The following is a 14,550-nucleotide window of genomic DNA, read 5'->3' on the forward strand; positions in this document are numbered from 1 at the left end:
GGCGCGTTCGACCGGTGCAGCACCCGGCTACTGCTCGGTGTCCGGTTCGGCGGAATCGGTCTTCTCGGTGTCGAAGGCACGAACCCGCTCGCGGAACGAGACCAGATCGACGGCGTTCGCCGGGAGCAGCTCGGCCGTCTCGACCCTACCGAGGCGATCGGCCGCCAACCTCTCGCCCAGCGCGGCGTGCAACGGCAGGAAGGTCAGTGCCTCCCGTTCCTCCTCTGCCAGTTCGGAGAAGTCGGGGTGGTGGACCGCGACGTCGATCAGGTTCCTGGTGTTGTCGAACTGCGCCGCGACACGCACCTCGTCCAGCTGGTAACGCTTGCCACGGAGGTTGACGGTGACTTCCCTCGGATCGGGGACCGGAGGCACCGCGTCGTGGTACTCCCACAGTGAATCGGCGGCAGGTGCGGCCGCCTTCCAGGCATCGGTGTAGACCCGCAGTGCGGGATCCGCCTGGGCGGTGATCACCAAGGCGTAGATGGCCTCGCGGCCACGCTCGATCGAGAAGTTCAGGCGTGGGTGCAGCAACCCGACCGCTTCCGCGAGCTGGTGGTCGACGCGTTGCGGCACCCCGTCCCCCAGCGCGGACCCCACCTGTGGCAGCAGTTCCTCCCAACGACGCCAGAACAGCTCCGCGCGCCGGGCGGCCTCGGCGGACTCGTCCCCCTCTCGCGACGTCGCCTTCGCCGCCCGCCGTTCGAGCCCGAACAGCCGACGCAGCAAGCCCATCACACTCTCCATCCCGCCGAACCGTGGAACAGTGAACCGATCTCGTGCGGGGAAGGACCGGGGACCACCTCCCCGCCCGTCCCCACCACCGGGCAGGTCAGGAACTGTCCGGCGAACCACTCCGGATCGGGCACGCATCCCGTGACACGCGCCGACAGCGCCAGCATGAGCGGCACCCGCGCCGCCTCGTGCCAGGGTAGTCCGGCGCGTAACGACTCCAGATCATCCGGGCGGGTTCCGGAGCGGCACTCGGGCAGCACGGGTTCGAAGCAGGTGCGCACCTCGCCGTCAACGGCGTGGGCGAACCCACCGGTATCACCGACGTCCCAGTACACCGAGACCAGTTCGCTGCCGGAACTGGCCTCGGCGAGCACGTCGTGCCGGAGGCCCTCGAAACGGCTCTCCTCGGCCACGAGTGTCCACCCGCCCACCCGGCGGAGACCGATCAGCGACTGCTTGTCCGCGCAGGCGAAGGACTCCTCGCAGAACTCCTCGAAGTTCCAGGGTCTGCCCCGGACCGGATCGGCTCCGAAGGCTCGTGCCACCCGGAGCACATCGGTGCCCCGAACCAGGGTCAGGCACGCCGCGTCCCGCACGGCGCTGTCGTGGATCCAACCGTGCCGATCGACTTCCGCGTTCCCGCTACCCACAGCCGATTTCCTATCACTGTCGGGCCGTTCCGCGTGGGAGTTCCGACGAATCGGTCCCACACGAGGGGCGAGGCCGAACGCGTGACCTCGATCAGCTGTTGCCACTGGTCCACTCGCTCCACGGAACCTGCCAGTCGCCGAAGCCGTCCCAGGAGGCCAGCTCCCCGCCCTTGGAGTTGGTCACCTCGACGACGTCACCCTTCTTGATCAGGTCGTAGACCCATTTCGCGTCTGCGGTGCTCATGTTGATGCAACCGTGGCTGACATTGCGCTCGCCCTGATCCCCGACCGACCACGGGGCGGCGTGCAGGAACTCGCCGCCGTTGGAGATCCGTACGGCCCACTCGACCTCGGTGCGGTAGCCGCCCTCGTCGAGTCCCAGGCCGTAGGTGGTCGAATCCATCATGTAGGTGTCGTGCTTGCGCATCACCACGTGCGTGCCGTTGTGCGACGGGTAGGAGGGGCGGCCCAACGAGACCGGGATCGTGCGCTTCACCTCACCGTTGACCGTGACCTTCATCCGGTGGGAGGCCGCGTCGGCCCGCAGGATCACCTCGTCACCGATCTTCACGGTGGCGTGGCGGTCGGACTCGCCGTAGACACCGTTGCCGAGGTTCTTGCCGTAGACGTTGACGTCGATCGTGATCTCGGTGCCCGGTTCCCAGTATTCCTTGGGGCGCCAGTGCACCTCGCGGTCGTCGAACCAGTAGAACTCACCCCGGACCTGCGGGTCGGTACTGATGTCGATGGCCTTCTCGGCGCGTTCCCTGACGGGAGCCGGCGCGTCCTCGCTGAAGTAGAACGCCAGGGGCTGACCGACACCCACGGTTTGTCCGTCCAGCGGATTCATGGAGACGTGGGTGAGGTTCTCGGGCGTCAGCGTGGTGAACCGGGAGCTTTCGGTCAGTTTCTCGCCGTTCGCGCCGGTGGCCTTCGCCACCACCTCGTAGGTCTTGCCGTAGCCGAGCGGCTCCTGGACCGACCAACTGCGACCGTTGTTCTTGAGCGAGCTCTCGACCTTCTCACCGGATGCGTTGGTCATCACGACCTCGGTGAACTTGGCGTTCTTCGCCCGTGCCCCGATCTCACCCACCGGAGACGCGGACGAGACTCCCGACTTCGGGGTGAACTCGATCGCGGGCGGGCCGCTGCTGCTCGGCTCCGAACCTCCCGAGGTCGGGGTGCGGGCATCACCACCCGCCCCCGTGCCGCACCCGGCGACCAGTAACGCGACCAAGCCGAGCAGGGTCGTTCGAAGTTTTTGCCGTGGGGAAACCATGGATCCCCCGGAAGAGCGACTCAACAGTTCCATCCGTGGCTTTCCGTTCCGCTCGATTCACCATTCCCCACAGTCGTGTCCCCCGTGAGTTCGAGGCTCACCCGGCGCCGCCTCGTACCGGAAGGCCCCGTACTGGACGGCGAAACGTGAGTCCGCACAACTGCTGTCCAGGATGACGCCTTCTCACTCGAAAGGGTTGTCATCGCGTCACAGCCGTAGTACTTCCGTAACCTCACCCGGCCATCGAGCTGATCGCGCACGGAGACCGTGGCGAGGAGCCGACCACCCGAACGACGGCACGGGCGACGAGCAGCACCGCCCGTGACAGGCCGCTCCATCACCCACGCACGGAAGAGCCCGCCGACCCCCCGGCCCAGCGAAGAGACAACGAAGTTGCAGCGCACAACGTCCGCGACACGCAATCGACCCCCCTCGAATCAGAGCCCCGGCAACCGTGCTAAAGTTTGTGTTGTCGCCAACGCGAGAGGGAATTTCGAGCGAGGCGGAAAATTTCACACGGCAACGCGCCAATAGCTCAAGCGGCAGAGCAACTGACTCTTAATCAGTGGGTTCGGGGTTCGAGTCCCTGTTGGCGCACCGAAGTCCCAAGTCAGCAGGCTTGGGACTTTTTCGTGTGGGAAACATTCCCAACCGGAGCCCGACCGGAACGAAGTCGATCGCCCCCGGGGCGGATTGTCGAGCGCTTCCGCCGCCGAACGATTCCTGCCTCTCCGTCCGGGAGACGGCTCCCGATACGTCGACAATCGCGAATTCACCGGATTCCGTGCCACACGTCACGCCACCGGAATACCTCTCGCCCGACACCCGGGCTCGAAAGCCCGAGCGCACGTAGAATTCACGGGGAACGAACAATCACGGCGACAACGGCCGGGAGTGTGATCCATGCCAATGGTCCCCACCGGCGAGGGCCCGCGCTCCGGTGACGGGCACGACCGCGAGGAACGTCTCCCCGAATCGCACGCGAGTTGGCGTGACCTCGCGAGTTGGTATCCCTGGTTCACCCCGGCGCTTGGACTGCTGCTCGTGGTGGCGGGGATCAACTTGTTCGGCGAGCTCGCGGAGCAGGTCTACGAACACGGCGCGATCCTCGGTCTGGACCGTCGGCTCCTGGAGATGGTCGCCGAACTGCGCACCCCCACCGTGATCGCGGCGTTCAACGTCATCACTTACCTGGGTGAGGGAGCGGTGGTGTTCTCCGCGGCGGTCATCGCAGCCGTCTGGCTGGGAACCACGACCCACAGCTGGGGACGTCCGATGTTGTTGGTGCTGACCTCCGGCGGAACGGCACTGACGGTTTTCCTGCTCAAACTCACCATCGCGCGTCCGAGACCGGTCCCGGCCCCCAACGCGGCCACCGAGGACAGCTTCGCCTTCCCCTCCGGGCACTCCGCACATTCCGCGGCGGTCTACCTGATGCTGGCGATTCTGCTGCTGGGAGTCCTGCGCGGGCGCTGGTCACGCGCGGGCGTCGTGACTCTGGGGATACTGCTGATGCTGATCACCGGATTCTCCCGGCTGGTGCTGGGGGTGCACTCCCCCTCCGACGTCGTGGCGGGCTGGCTTCTGGGAACAATTTTCACGATCGGGCTCGTCAGCCTCCACACCCTGTCGCTGCAGCTGGCGCCGCTGCGTTCCAGGCTGGTGGAGCGCGCGAAACGAAGCGATGCGGAGCGGAAGGCCGATCCCCCCGAGGGGGATCGGCGCCACGAAACGTGAGCCGGGATCAACCCCGGCCGGGAACGAGCGGAACGCCGAACACCGCGGCGCTGGCGTCAGCTACGCTTCGGCGGCCACGGCACGAACCCGCTGGTTCGCCGTACGTAGTCCGCGTAGTCCGGCCTGCGTTCGGCGATGTCGCGTTCCAGCAACGGTTTGCCGCTGCCACGAGCCAACAGCCAGGTCATCAATACGGGTGAAAGCAGCGTGAAAACGCCGATCTGATGGTGACAGGCGATCAGATACAGCCCCCACCACACGCAGGCATCACCGAAGTAGTTCGGATGACGGGTATAGCGCCACAGCCCCGTTCGAAGCACCGCCCCCGCGTTCTCCGGTCGGTTGCGGAACCTGCGCAGCTGCTCGTCACCGACGGCCTCGAAGGCGAAACCCACCAGCCAGACGAACAGCCCCACCCAGAGCGCCGCGGCTGACAGGGGATGGCGGGCGGAACCGCCGAACTGGGCGAGCTGCACCGGAAGAGCGACGAACCACATCACCAAGGCCTGGGTGAGATACACCCGGAAGTACATCCGCCCGGCCGGGAACCTGCGCGCTCTGGCGAGCATCTCCCGATAGCGGGGATCCTCCGGTTTGACCCGGTTACGCAAGTGAAGGTGCAGGGCCAACCGCACTCCCCACACGACTGTGAGCACCGCGGCCAGCCAACCCGCGACGCCGGGCGGGGCAACCTCCCCGAAGGCGGGCCGGACCAGCGACAGGGCGCACACCGCGATCAGCGCGAAACCGGCGCCCCAAGCGGTGTCGATGGTGTCGTAGCGATTCCGCCGGCGCGCTATCAGGAACGTGACGGTGACCGTGGCCCACGCCACCCCCAGCCCGATGCCGAGCACTCCGGCCACTGCTCCCGGGGTCAACGTCGAACCTCGGGCAACGCGAGGGTGCCGGTGTCGACCGAACCGTCCTCGTGCGGGCGCACCCCGAGAATCTGGTGCACTCCCATCCGGTTCTCCTCGAAGGCCAGCGCGCCACCTGCCAGGTACAGCCACCACACCCTGGCCTGTTCCGTACCCGCCAGTGCGAGCACCTCGTCCCACCGGTCGAGCATGGTCCGCAACCAGGCTCGAACCGTGCGCACGTAGTGCTCGCGCATCGCCTGCACGTCACGAACCTCGAACCCGGCGCGTTCCAGCTTCCACAACGTCGCACCGATCGGAACCATGTTCATGTCCGGCGCGATGTAGGACTCGATGAAGGCACCCCCACCGGGCGCCGAATCACCGCGCGACATCTGCTGCAGCAGCAGCCTGCCGCCGGGCCGGAGCATACGGCGCAGCGTGGCGAGGAAATCCGGATAGTTGGCCGAACCCACGTGCTCCCCCATCTCCACCGAAGCCACCGCGTCGTACTCCCCGGAGTCGGGAACCGCCAGCTCACGATAATCGCACCGCCGAACCTCGACCAGTTCCGCCAGCCCGAGTTCGTGCGCGCGGCGTCGGACGTGATCGGCCTGCTGCGCCGAGAGGGTCACGCCGGTACCGGAGACACCGTAGTGCTCGGCCGCGTAGAGCAGCAGCGAACCCCAACCACAACCGACGTCGAGCAGTCGGGTGTCGCTGTCCAGTCCGAGCTTGCGGCAGATCAGGTCGAGCTTGGCCTCCTGTGCGGCCGCCAGCGTGCGCTCGGTGCCGTCCTCGGGCCAGTATCCGCAGGAATAGGCCATCCTGGGGTCGAGCAACAGCCCGTAGAACTCGTTGCCCAGATCGTAGTGATGCGCGATGACCTGGGAATCACGTCGTCTGCTGTGCAGCCTGCCGCTAGGACGCGCCTCACTGCCCGGAGGGGTGGGACGGGGCCCGAGAGCTCCCAGACGGGCGGCGTCCCGCACCAGTCCCCACCAATGCCCTGGACCGAGCCGGGGAACGGTCACGCCCTCGCGTCTCCCGAGCGCCCAGCAACGCCGCAGTGCCTCGGTGAGATCGCCGTGCACGTCCAGATCGCCGGTGACGAACGCTCGGGCCAGTCCCAGTTCACCCGGGCGGTAGAGCAGATGACGCACCGCGCGCCGACTGCGGAGCAGCACCCGGGGGTTGCCGGACGGTCCTTGACTGCTGCCGTCCCAGGCGCTGAGCCCCAACGGGAGCTCCACACCGAGCGTCCGCTCCACCAGAGCGGCGATATCGTCCGCCACCCCGCCGGCGCCGCCACCCGTAGGCCGCTGCTTTCGGATCCGGCCGGCCCGGACGAACGGCGTGGCCCGTGCGCGCCTGCTCCATCCTCGGACAGGGCTCCGGAACAACGCGGAGGACCCCCTACGAATTCGTAACACCCGACCTCCCACACGATCGTCGTGATCAAGTGCCGCACGCGCTGTGCCCCATCGGCACGTCGTGCGGCGCTTTCGGTGATTCGCGGCCGAGAGCGAAAGCGACCGCCCGCACCCGCGGATTGTGTGGGCCGCCACACCGACCAACCCCGGCACCGGGCGGTTCCGAACAACGGATATGCGAGATCACGAAGCAGCCGATCGGGTGATCCGGGCTGGGGAGAAACCCGGGGCCGTACTGCACAACCTCCGGCAAGCCGTCGAGGCGGACGTGGCGGTACTGGTGCTGCACGGTGGCCGCTCTCGCAGCGAGGAACCGATGCGCCCATGGCGGCTGGCTTACCTGCGCATGGGGTGGCTCGCGCTGCGGGTGGCACGCCGGCACGGTGGAGCACCGGCGGTGTGGTTGCTGCGGAACCGACTGCGCGGGTGGAACGAGCCGGACCGGGATCCGGTGGTCGATGCCCGCTGGGCGCTGCGGGAGATCCGGCGGCGCTCGCCGCACGCCCGGATCGTGCTGGTGGGGCACTCGATGGGAGGACGCGCGGCCCTGCTGCTCGCGGGCGAGGAGGGCGTGGGGGACGTCTGTGCGTTGGCGCCGTGGCTCGAACCGTCCGATCCGGTGGAGCAGCTCGCGGGCACCCGAACGCTGCTCGCGCACGGCGATCGTGACGGCATCACCTCGGCACACGCTTCCGCCGAGTACGCACGACGGGCGGATCGCGCCGGCCACACCACGCGGTACCGGCTGGTTCCGGGCAGCGGGCACGCGATGCTGCGTCGCCACCGGGAGTGGACCCGACTGGCCCGCGAGTTCGTGACCGAGGTCGGGCCGAGCCGCTCCACGGGCAGGGCACCGTCCCACATCGAAGGCCACCCCGGAGGGCAGTGATGGACAACGGAACCGGCCGACCGCGAGTGGCCGTCATCGGTTCCGGGGTTTCCGGGCTGACGGCGGCGTACCTGCTGCAACGGCACTACGAGGTGACGCTGTTCGAAGCGTCGGACCGGCTGGGCGGTAACGCGCACACCCACGACGTGCCCACCCCCGACGGACGAAGGATACCCGTGGACAGCGGCTTCATCGTGCACAACCGGAGCACCTATCCGCAGCTGTGCAGGCTGTTCGAGGAGCTGGGGGTGGCGACACGGCCCACCGAGATGTCGATGAGCGTGCGCTGCGAGGGATGCGGCCTGGAGTACGCCGGGGCGAAACGATTACGCGGACTGTTCGCCCAACTCCGCAACCTGGGCAACCCGGCCTACCTGAACCTGCTCGGGCAAGTGATGCGGTTTCACCGACGAGCCAACTCGTTGCTGGACACACCGGTGGCGGACGAGTCGGTGCCCACACTGGAAACCTTCCTCCGGCAGGGGAACTTCTCGGAGTACTTCGTCAACCACTTCGCACTCCCGCTGGTCTCCGCGGTCTGGTCGGCCGACGGGGTCAGCAGTGGCCAGTACCCGGCGCGTTACCTGTTCCGCTTCCTGCGCAACCACGGAATGCTGAGCGTGCGCGGCTCACCGAGCTGGCGGTTCGTCCCCGGGGGGTCCCGGGAGTACGTGACGCGCATCGCCGAGCGGCTGCACGCGGTGCGCCCCCGCACTCCGATACGGACGGTCCGCCGCACCACCGAGGGGGTGACGCTGTGGGACGCGGCGGGAGAACGGCACCGGGCACGGCACGCCGTGCTGGCCAGCCCCGCGGACACGGCCCTGGAGATGCTGGCCGATCCGGAACCGCTGGAGAAGGAACTGCTGGGAGCCTTCGGCTACAGCGAGAACGAGACCCTGCTGCACACCGACGCCACGGTGCTGCCGCGCAGCTCGGCGGCCGTGGCCAGTTGGAACTACACGATGCCCTCCTGCGACCGGGCCGGGAGCGGAGTACAAATCAGCTACCACATGAACCGCCTGATGCGGCTGGCCGAGCCGAACGACTACCTGGTCTCGCTGAACTCCGGTGAACGGGTCCGCCCCGACCACGTGTTGGCGCGCATGACCTACCGGCACCCGATCTACACGCCCGAGGCGGTGGCCGCGCAACAGCGGTTGGACGAGATCGGCGATGACCGCATCCGGTTCGCGGGTGCCTACCAGGGATGGGGCTTCCACGAGGACGGTTGCGCCTCGGGGGTACGTGCAGCTGCCGCACTGGGCGCGGACTGGTGAGCCGGATGAGCGATCCGAACTCAGCCGCCCTGTACGACGTGACGGTGGGCCACACCAGGCACACCGAACCGAACGACGGGTTCCGGCACCGGCTCTACACCTGGCTGGTGGATCTGGACGACCTGCCACGGCTGCCGCTACCGCTGCGACCGTTCGCGCGGTTCGAAGCACGTGATCACCTCGGGTCTCCACACCGCACCATCCGGGCCAATTTGGACAACTGGCTCTCCCGCAACGGTGTGGACCTCGAAGGCGGCCGAGTGCTCATGCTGGCCCACGCACGGGTGCTGGGCTACGTGTTCAACCCCGTCACGTTCTACTGGTGTCACCGTCCCGACGGGGAACTGGCATGCGTGGTGGCCGAGGTCCACAACACCTACGGAGAGCGACACTGCTACCTGCTTCGGCCGGATCCACACGGGTACGCCACGGTCACCAAACGGTTCTACGTCTCGCCCTTCCTGCCGCAACGGGGAAGCTACGAGATGCGGCTGGGTTACCCGGGTGAACGGGTGGACGTGCGCGTCCGGTTGCACGACGAAGCGGGGAAACCGCTGTTCACGGCGGAAATGCACGGTCGTCGGGTTCCGGCGGAACCGCGGCGGCTCGCGCGGCTGCTGCTCGGCAATCCGCTGGTGCCGCAGCGGGTGGCGGCCATGATTCGCGCACACGGGATCTCGCTGTGGCTGCGCGGACGATCACCGAACCCTCGTACCCCCCATGTTCACCAGGAAGGTGTCAGATGACCACTGCCATGTCGTTACCCGCCCCGGCGAGCGTGGCGGTGTGGGACGCCGTGGACGGACCGCCGCGTTCCCCGATGCGCGCCAGGCTGGCCGAACGACTGTTCCGCCACGCCGTACGTGGTCTGCCGGTGCGTGTGGTGCTCGCGGGCGGCGAGCGTCTCGGCGCGGGCGGACCGGACGCTCCCCTGATGCGGGTGATCCGCCCCGAGGCGTTCTTCCACCGGCTCGGGGCGGACGCCAAGATCGGCTTCGGCGAGGCCTACATGGTCGAGGACTGGGACAGTCCCGATCCGGCCGCGCTGCTGACCCCCTTCGCACAGCGGCTTTCCGTACTGGTGCCGCGCCCGCTGCAGTCCCTGCGCCGCTGGGTGGACGCCTCCAGACCGGCGGACGAGCGCAACACCACGACCGGGGCGACACGCAACGTACAACGGCACTACGACCTGTCGAACGAGGTTTTCGCCGCCTTCCTGGACGAGACGATGACCTACTCGGCGGGCCTGTTCCGACCGGGCATCACGGATCTGGCGACCGCGCAGCGTTGCAAACTCGACCGGGCACTCGACGCAGCCGGGGTGGTGGAGGGGACCAGGCTGCTCGAGATCGGCGGCGGCTGGGGATCGCTGGCGATCCGAGCCGCGTTGCGCGGCGCACGTGTCACCACGCTGACCCTCTCGGAACAACAGCGTGCGCTCGCCGTGGAGCGAGTCGAGCAGGCGGGGGTGGGCGATCGTGTCGATGTCGAGCTGCGCGACTACCGGCAGGCCTCCGGCGAATTCGACGCGGTTATCAGCCTGGAGATGGTCGAAGCCGTCGGGGCGGAGTACTGGGACAGGTTCTTCGCGACACTCGACCGGCTGCTGCTGCCCGGCGGTCGGGCGGTGGTCCAGGCGATCACGATGCCGCACGAACGGATGCTGGCAACCCGGGACTCCTACACCTGGATCCACAAGTACATCTTCCCGGGCGGACAGCTGCCCTCGATCCCGGCTATCGAGCGCATCGTGTCCGATCACACCGGGATTGACGCTGTGGAACGACACGCTTTCGGACAAAGCTACGCCGAAACCCTGCGGCAATGGCGCGCGGAATTCACCCGGCAGCGCGAGCACATCGCCGAACTCGGATTCAACGAGCGGTTCCGGCGCATGTGGGAGTTCTACCTGGCATACAGTGAAGCGGGATTCCGCGCACGTTATCTGGACGTGTGGCAGCTCGCCTTCGCCAAACCCACCACCGACGGTGCCCGGTAGAGCGGGTAACGCGCAGAAAGGAGCGGCGCGATGGAGAACCCCGCGAGTCACCGATCGAAACGGTGGTTGCGCGATTCCGAGGAACTGGAGGAGGCCTCGGAGCACGGCCCGGACCCCGCGGCGTTGCTCGCCGAAGTGGCGAAGGGGGACGAGCAGGCCTTCGAGCGGCTCTACGACCTGATCGCCGGTTCGGTCTTCGGGCTGGTGCAGCGCATCGTGCGCGACACGGCCCAGTCCGAGGAAGTCGCGCAGGAAGTCCTGGTCGAGGTCTGGCGCAGCGCCACGCACTACCGCCCGGGCAAGGGCAGCGTGCTCACCTGGGTACTGACGTTGGCACACCGCCGCGCGGTGGACCGCGTGCGTTCGGCACAGGCCACCACCGACCGGGAGAGCCGTGCGGGCTCGCGGGAGCAGAGCCGCCCGTTCGACGAGGTCTCGGAGACCGTGGCATCCCGCTGGGAACAGCAGCAGGTACGCAAGTGCCTCTCCACACTGACCGAGATTCAACGTGAGTCGGTGATGCTGACCTACTACCGTGGCTACACCTATCGGGAAGCGGCGGGACTGCTGAGCACCCCGGCCTCCACGCTGAAAACGCGGCTGCGGGACGGGCTGATCCGACTCCGGGACTGCCTGGGGGTGAGCAAATGAACACCGACATGGCCACGTTCACCGGCGCCTATGTGGCGAACGCGCTCTCCGAGACCGAGCGGGTGGCCTTCGAACGGCACATGGCCTCGTGCGCGGACTGCGCGGAAGAGGTTCGTCAGCTCGAGGAGACGACCGCCTTCCTCGGGAGAACCACCGCGGTCGATCCGCCGGGCGAGCTCAAGCAACGGGTACTGGCGGAAGTCGCACACACCCGGCAGGAGTCTCCCGCCACCGCGGAACGCCCGAGGCGCCGCGGGAGTCACGGCCCTCGGGGCGATCGGGACGCGAACCGTCGTGCCTCGTGGGGCACGCGGCTGGCGACTGCCGCGGCGATCGTCGGTGTCGTGCTGGCCGCCGGTTTCGGTGCGCTGGCGTGGAACACCCAACAGGAGTTGCAGCAGGCACGCGCGGATCGCGACGCGGCGGTGGAGCGACTCGTCCGAGCCCCCGACGCCAAGGTCGCCACCACCAGTGCGCGGGGCATGGAAGCCGTCACGGTGATGTCCGAACGCATGGACAAAGTCATGTTCCTGGGCTCCGGCATGGAGCCCGCACCGCCGGAGCGGGTTTACCAACTGTGGTTCCTCGGCGATTACGGGGCGAAGTCGGCCGGGCTGCTACGGCAGGTTCCCAGCGGCAACATGTCGGCGATGATGGCCGAGATCCCGCCAGAGACCCGTGCCATCGGCATAACCGTGGAGCCGGCGGGCGGCAGCGAACACCCCTCCACCGATCCGCTGCTCGAGATGAGCATGCCGACCTGATCCACCCGGCACCCCGACAGCCAGCCGGGGATCGCGTCGGATTTCCGGCACGGTCCCCGGCTGGCCAAACGCACGGGGGACACCGGTCAGGTCAGCACACCGCGCCGTCGGCAGCGGAGCCGACCAGCTTGGCGTACTTGCCCAGCACGCCACTGCGGTACTTCGGTTCCGGCGGCTGCCACTGCTGCTTGCGACGCGACAACTCCTCGTCGGAGACCAGCAGGTCCAGTTTCCGATCCGCCAGATCCAGCCGTATCGGGTCGCCATCGGCGACGAGCGCGATCGGGCCACCGTCGGTGGCCTCCGGTGCGACGTGGCCGATGCACAATCCGGTCGTACCCCCGGAGAACCGCCCGTCGGTGAGCAGCAGCACGTCCTTGCCCAGGCCCGCACCCTTGATCGCACCGGTCACCGCGAGCATCTCGCGCATGCCCGGACCGCCCCTGGGGCCCTCGTAACGGATGACCACCACGTCTCCGGCGCTCAGGGTGTTGTTTTCCACGGCGTCCATCGCGGCCTGCTCGCCGTCGAACACCCTGGCCGTGCCCTCGAAACGTGCGGTGTCGAATCCCGCGCTCTTCACGACGGCGCCTTCCGGGGCCAGCGAACCCCGCAGCACCGTCAGTCCGCCGGTGGGATGTATCGGGTCGGAGAGCCGATGAATCACCGAACCGTCCAGCTCCGGGGGTTCGAGTTCGGCGAGGTTCTCGGCCACGGTGCGACCGGTCACGGTCAGACAGTCACCGTGGATGAGTCCCGCGTCCAGCAGCGCCTTCATCACGACGGGGACACCGCCGATACGGTCCACCGCGGTCATCACGTACTCGCCGAACGGCTTCACGTCGGCCAGATGTGGGGTACGGTCACCCACCCGGTTGAAGTCCTCCAGGGTCAACTCGACACCCGCCTCGTTCGCTATGGCAAGCAGGTGCAGCACCGCGTTGGTGGAACCGCCGAACGCCATGACCACCGCGATAGCGTTCTCGAAGGCTTCCTTCGTCAACACGTCGCGGGCGGTGATGCCTTTCTCCAGCATGCCCACCACGGCTTCACCCGCGGCCCTGGCACCCGCGTCACGACGACGGTCCACCGATGGGGGACTCGCCGAACCCGGCAACGACATCCCCAACGCCTCCGCGGCGCAAGCCATCGTGTTCGCGGTGTACATCCCACCGCACGCCCCTTCGCCGGGGCAGATCGCGCGTTCGATGCGATCGACCTCCGAACGTGGGATGAGTCCCCGTGAACAGGCACCCACCGCTTCGAAGGCATCGATGATCGTGACCTCGCGCCCGTCCACCTTTCCCGGCAGGATGGATCCCGCGTAGATGAACACCGACGCCAGATCCAGTCGCGCCGCGGCCATGAGCATTCCGGGCAGGCTCTTGTCGCAGCCCGCCAACAGCAGCGAACCGTCGAGTCGCTCGGCCTGCATGACGGTCTCCACCGAGTCCGCGATCATCTCGCGCGACACCAACGAGTAGTGCATCCCCTCGTGACCCATCGAGATGCCGTCGGAAACGGAGATGGTCCCGAATTCCAGCGGGTAACCGTTGGCCGCGTGCACTCCGTCCTTGGCGCTTCCCGCCAGGCGCTGCAGCGACAGGTTGCAGGGAGTTATCTCGTTCCAGGAGGAGGCCACGCCGATCTGCGGTTTGGCGAAGTCGCCGTCCTGCATACCCACGGCACGCAACATGCCGCGAGCGGCAGCGCGTTCCATCCCGTCGGTGACCTCGTGACTGCGCGGTTTGGGCGGCATCGCTCGGGAAGACTGTTCGGGGCCCGCCCCACGGTCGGCCCCTGATTCCGTCGAACTGGTCTTTTCACTCACGGTACGAGGATAGAACGAAGAATTCCGAGGCCAGGAGCAGTGGGGTTTTCTGGGGTTGGGTACAGGTGTGGCCCGGGCACCGTGGTGGTGTCCGGGCCACATTGTGGGGGTTGGGTCGGCGGTGTCCGTGTCTCCCACACCCGTGGGGGTGCAGTACCTGGGGCGCTGGAGGGCTTAGCTGCCGGGTTCGGGATGGATGCCGGGCGTGTCTCCTCCGCTGTGGCCACCGACCCAAAAACTGTGGGGGCCGACTGGGTCAGCCGGTATGTAGTTATCGGGGGTGGTGGCTGGGTTGGGAGCCGTATAGTGGTGGCGAGATCCGCGTGTGCTTGCGGGTGGTGCGTGTGTGGGCGATGGGGGGGGTGTCGCCGTTCGGCGGGTTAGTACCCGTCCACTGAACACATTGCTGTGCGTACATGTCGGGCCTATCAACCCAGTCGTCTGC

General features: G+C 67.7%; 13 protein-coding genes, 1 tRNA gene and 2 rRNA genes. 8 read left to right on the forward strand and 8 right to left on the reverse strand.

Features of this window, described 5'->3' with window-relative positions:
• Positions 1-27 precede the first annotated feature (27 nt).
• From BLR41_RS21315 to BLR41_RS21325, 3 genes are all read right to left on the reverse strand, one after another.
• The gene (locus BLR41_RS21315) at positions 28-735 is read right to left on the reverse strand and encodes a hypothetical protein (protein WP_092632227.1); all 708 of its coding nucleotides are present in this window, start codon (positions 733-735) and stop codon (positions 28-30) included.
• Positions 735-1,385, reverse strand: a complete 651-nt coding sequence (locus tag BLR41_RS21320; protein ID WP_092632230.1) for a DUF6461 domain-containing protein — start codon at positions 1,383-1,385, stop codon at positions 735-737. Before BLR41_RS21320 ends, BLR41_RS21315 begins: the two co-directional genes overlap by 1 nt.
• A 91-nt stretch (positions 1,386-1,476) precedes the next feature.
• Positions 1,477-2,622 (reverse strand): L,D-transpeptidase, encoded by a 1,146-nt coding sequence (locus BLR41_RS21325; RefSeq protein WP_245694682.1) that lies wholly within the window; start codon positions 2,620-2,622, stop codon positions 1,477-1,479.
• A gap of 566 nt (positions 2,623-3,188) precedes the next feature.
• On the opposite strand from BLR41_RS21325, the gene BLR41_RS21330 reads away from it, so the two are divergent.
• Both BLR41_RS21330 and BLR41_RS21335 read left to right on the forward strand, forming a co-directional pair.
• Positions 3,189-3,261 (forward strand) — tRNA-Lys (locus BLR41_RS21330).
• A 306-nt stretch (positions 3,262-3,567) separates the two neighbouring features.
• Positions 3,568-4,401 carry a phosphatase PAP2 family protein gene (locus tag BLR41_RS21335; protein ID WP_092632233.1) on the forward strand — a complete coding sequence of 278 codons (834 nt, stop codon included), beginning with the start codon at positions 3,568-3,570 and terminating at the stop codon, positions 4,399-4,401.
• Positions 4,402-4,457: 56 nt separating this feature from the next.
• Here BLR41_RS21335 and BLR41_RS21340 read toward each other — a convergent pair whose 3' ends face one another.
• The gene (locus BLR41_RS21340; RefSeq protein ID WP_245694684.1) at positions 4,458-5,279 is read right to left on the reverse strand and encodes a DUF1295 domain-containing protein; all 822 of its coding nucleotides are present in this window, start codon (positions 5,277-5,279) and stop codon (positions 4,458-4,460) included.
• The gene (locus BLR41_RS21345) at positions 5,276-6,553 is read right to left on the reverse strand and encodes an SAM-dependent methyltransferase (protein WP_092632239.1); all 1,278 of its coding nucleotides are present in this window, start codon (positions 6,551-6,553) and stop codon (positions 5,276-5,278) included. Before BLR41_RS21345 ends, BLR41_RS21340 begins: the two co-directional genes overlap by 4 nt.
• A gap of 313 nt (positions 6,554-6,866) precedes the next feature.
• Between BLR41_RS21345 and BLR41_RS21350 the strand changes: the two genes are divergently transcribed.
• Genes BLR41_RS21350 through BLR41_RS21375 form a run of 6 tightly spaced genes read left to right on the forward strand, consistent with a single transcriptional unit; the run spans position 6,867 to position 12,274 of the window.
• The gene (locus tag BLR41_RS21350) at positions 6,867-7,580 is read left to right on the forward strand and encodes an alpha/beta hydrolase family protein (RefSeq protein WP_176798089.1); all 714 of its coding nucleotides are present in this window, start codon (positions 6,867-6,869) and stop codon (positions 7,578-7,580) included.
• Positions 7,580-8,860 carry an NAD(P)/FAD-dependent oxidoreductase gene (locus tag BLR41_RS21355; RefSeq protein WP_092632242.1) on the forward strand — a complete coding sequence of 427 codons (1,281 nt, stop codon included), beginning with the start codon at positions 7,580-7,582 and terminating at the stop codon, positions 8,858-8,860. Before BLR41_RS21350 ends, BLR41_RS21355 begins: the two co-directional genes overlap by 1 nt.
• A gap of 5 nt (positions 8,861-8,865) precedes the next feature.
• Positions 8,866-9,606: a DUF1365 domain-containing protein gene (locus BLR41_RS21360; RefSeq protein ID WP_218120301.1), complete on the forward strand. Its 741-nt coding sequence runs from the start codon at positions 8,866-8,868 to the stop codon at positions 9,604-9,606.
• Positions 9,603-10,859, forward strand: coding sequence for an SAM-dependent methyltransferase (locus BLR41_RS21365; protein WP_218120302.1), 1,257 nt, complete (start codon positions 9,603-9,605; stop codon positions 10,857-10,859). Before BLR41_RS21360 ends, BLR41_RS21365 begins: the two co-directional genes overlap by 4 nt.
• 30 nt (positions 10,860-10,889) lie before the next feature.
• Complete coding sequence (sigK, locus tag BLR41_RS21370) at positions 10,890-11,510, forward strand: ECF RNA polymerase sigma factor SigK (RefSeq protein WP_092632248.1); 621 nt, start codon at positions 10,890-10,892, stop codon at positions 11,508-11,510.
• Positions 11,507-12,274 carry an anti-sigma factor gene (locus BLR41_RS21375; protein WP_092632320.1) on the forward strand — a complete coding sequence of 256 codons (768 nt, stop codon included), beginning with the start codon at positions 11,507-11,509 and terminating at the stop codon, positions 12,272-12,274. Before sigK ends, BLR41_RS21375 begins: the two co-directional genes overlap by 4 nt.
• 91 nt (positions 12,275-12,365) lie before the next feature.
• Here BLR41_RS21375 and ilvD read toward each other — a convergent pair whose 3' ends face one another.
• From ilvD to BLR41_RS21390, 3 genes are all read right to left on the reverse strand, one after another.
• Complete coding sequence (gene ilvD / locus BLR41_RS21380) at positions 12,366-14,033, reverse strand: dihydroxy-acid dehydratase (protein ID WP_092632251.1); 1,668 nt, start codon at positions 14,031-14,033, stop codon at positions 12,366-12,368.
• 185 nt (positions 14,034-14,218) lie between these two features.
• Positions 14,219-14,336 (reverse strand): 5S ribosomal RNA (rrf, locus tag BLR41_RS21385).
• A gap of 128 nt (positions 14,337-14,464) precedes the next feature.
• Positions 14,465-14,550 (reverse strand): 23S ribosomal RNA (locus tag BLR41_RS21390); the annotation flags it as partial.

This window comes from Actinopolyspora mzabensis (assembly GCF_900101095.1).
Taxonomy (GTDB): Bacteria; Actinomycetota; Actinomycetes; order Mycobacteriales; family Pseudonocardiaceae; genus Actinopolyspora; species Actinopolyspora mzabensis.

What these genes read in the sequence shown, in the direction of transcription:
- BLR41_RS21335 (WP_092632233.1), top strand. Translation starts at nt 3,568, where the DNA reads ATGCCAATGGTCCCCACCGGCGAGGGCCCGCGCTCCGGTGACGGGCAC.
- BLR41_RS21375 (WP_092632320.1), top strand. Translation starts at nt 11,507, where the DNA reads ATGAACACCGACATGGCCACGTTCACCGGCGCCTATGTGGCGAACGCG.
- BLR41_RS21365 (WP_218120302.1), top strand. Translation starts at nt 9,603, where the DNA reads ATGACCACTGCCATGTCGTTACCCGCCCCGGCGAGCGTGGCGGTGTGG.
- ilvD (WP_092632251.1), bottom strand. Translation starts at nt 14,033, where the DNA reads ATGCCGCCCAAACCGCGCAGTCACGAGGTCACCGACGGGATGGAACGC.
- BLR41_RS21315 (WP_092632227.1), bottom strand. Translation starts at nt 735, where the DNA reads ATGGGCTTGCTGCGTCGGCTGTTCGGGCTCGAACGGCGGGCGGCGAAG.
- BLR41_RS21350 (WP_176798089.1), top strand. Translation starts at nt 6,867, where the DNA reads ATGCGAGATCACGAAGCAGCCGATCGGGTGATCCGGGCTGGGGAGAAA.
- BLR41_RS21360 (WP_218120301.1), top strand. Translation starts at nt 8,866, where the DNA reads ATGAGCGATCCGAACTCAGCCGCCCTGTACGACGTGACGGTGGGCCAC.
- BLR41_RS21355 (WP_092632242.1), top strand. Translation starts at nt 7,580, where the DNA reads ATGGACAACGGAACCGGCCGACCGCGAGTGGCCGTCATCGGTTCCGGG.
- sigK (WP_092632248.1), top strand. Translation starts at nt 10,890, where the DNA reads ATGGAGAACCCCGCGAGTCACCGATCGAAACGGTGGTTGCGCGATTCC.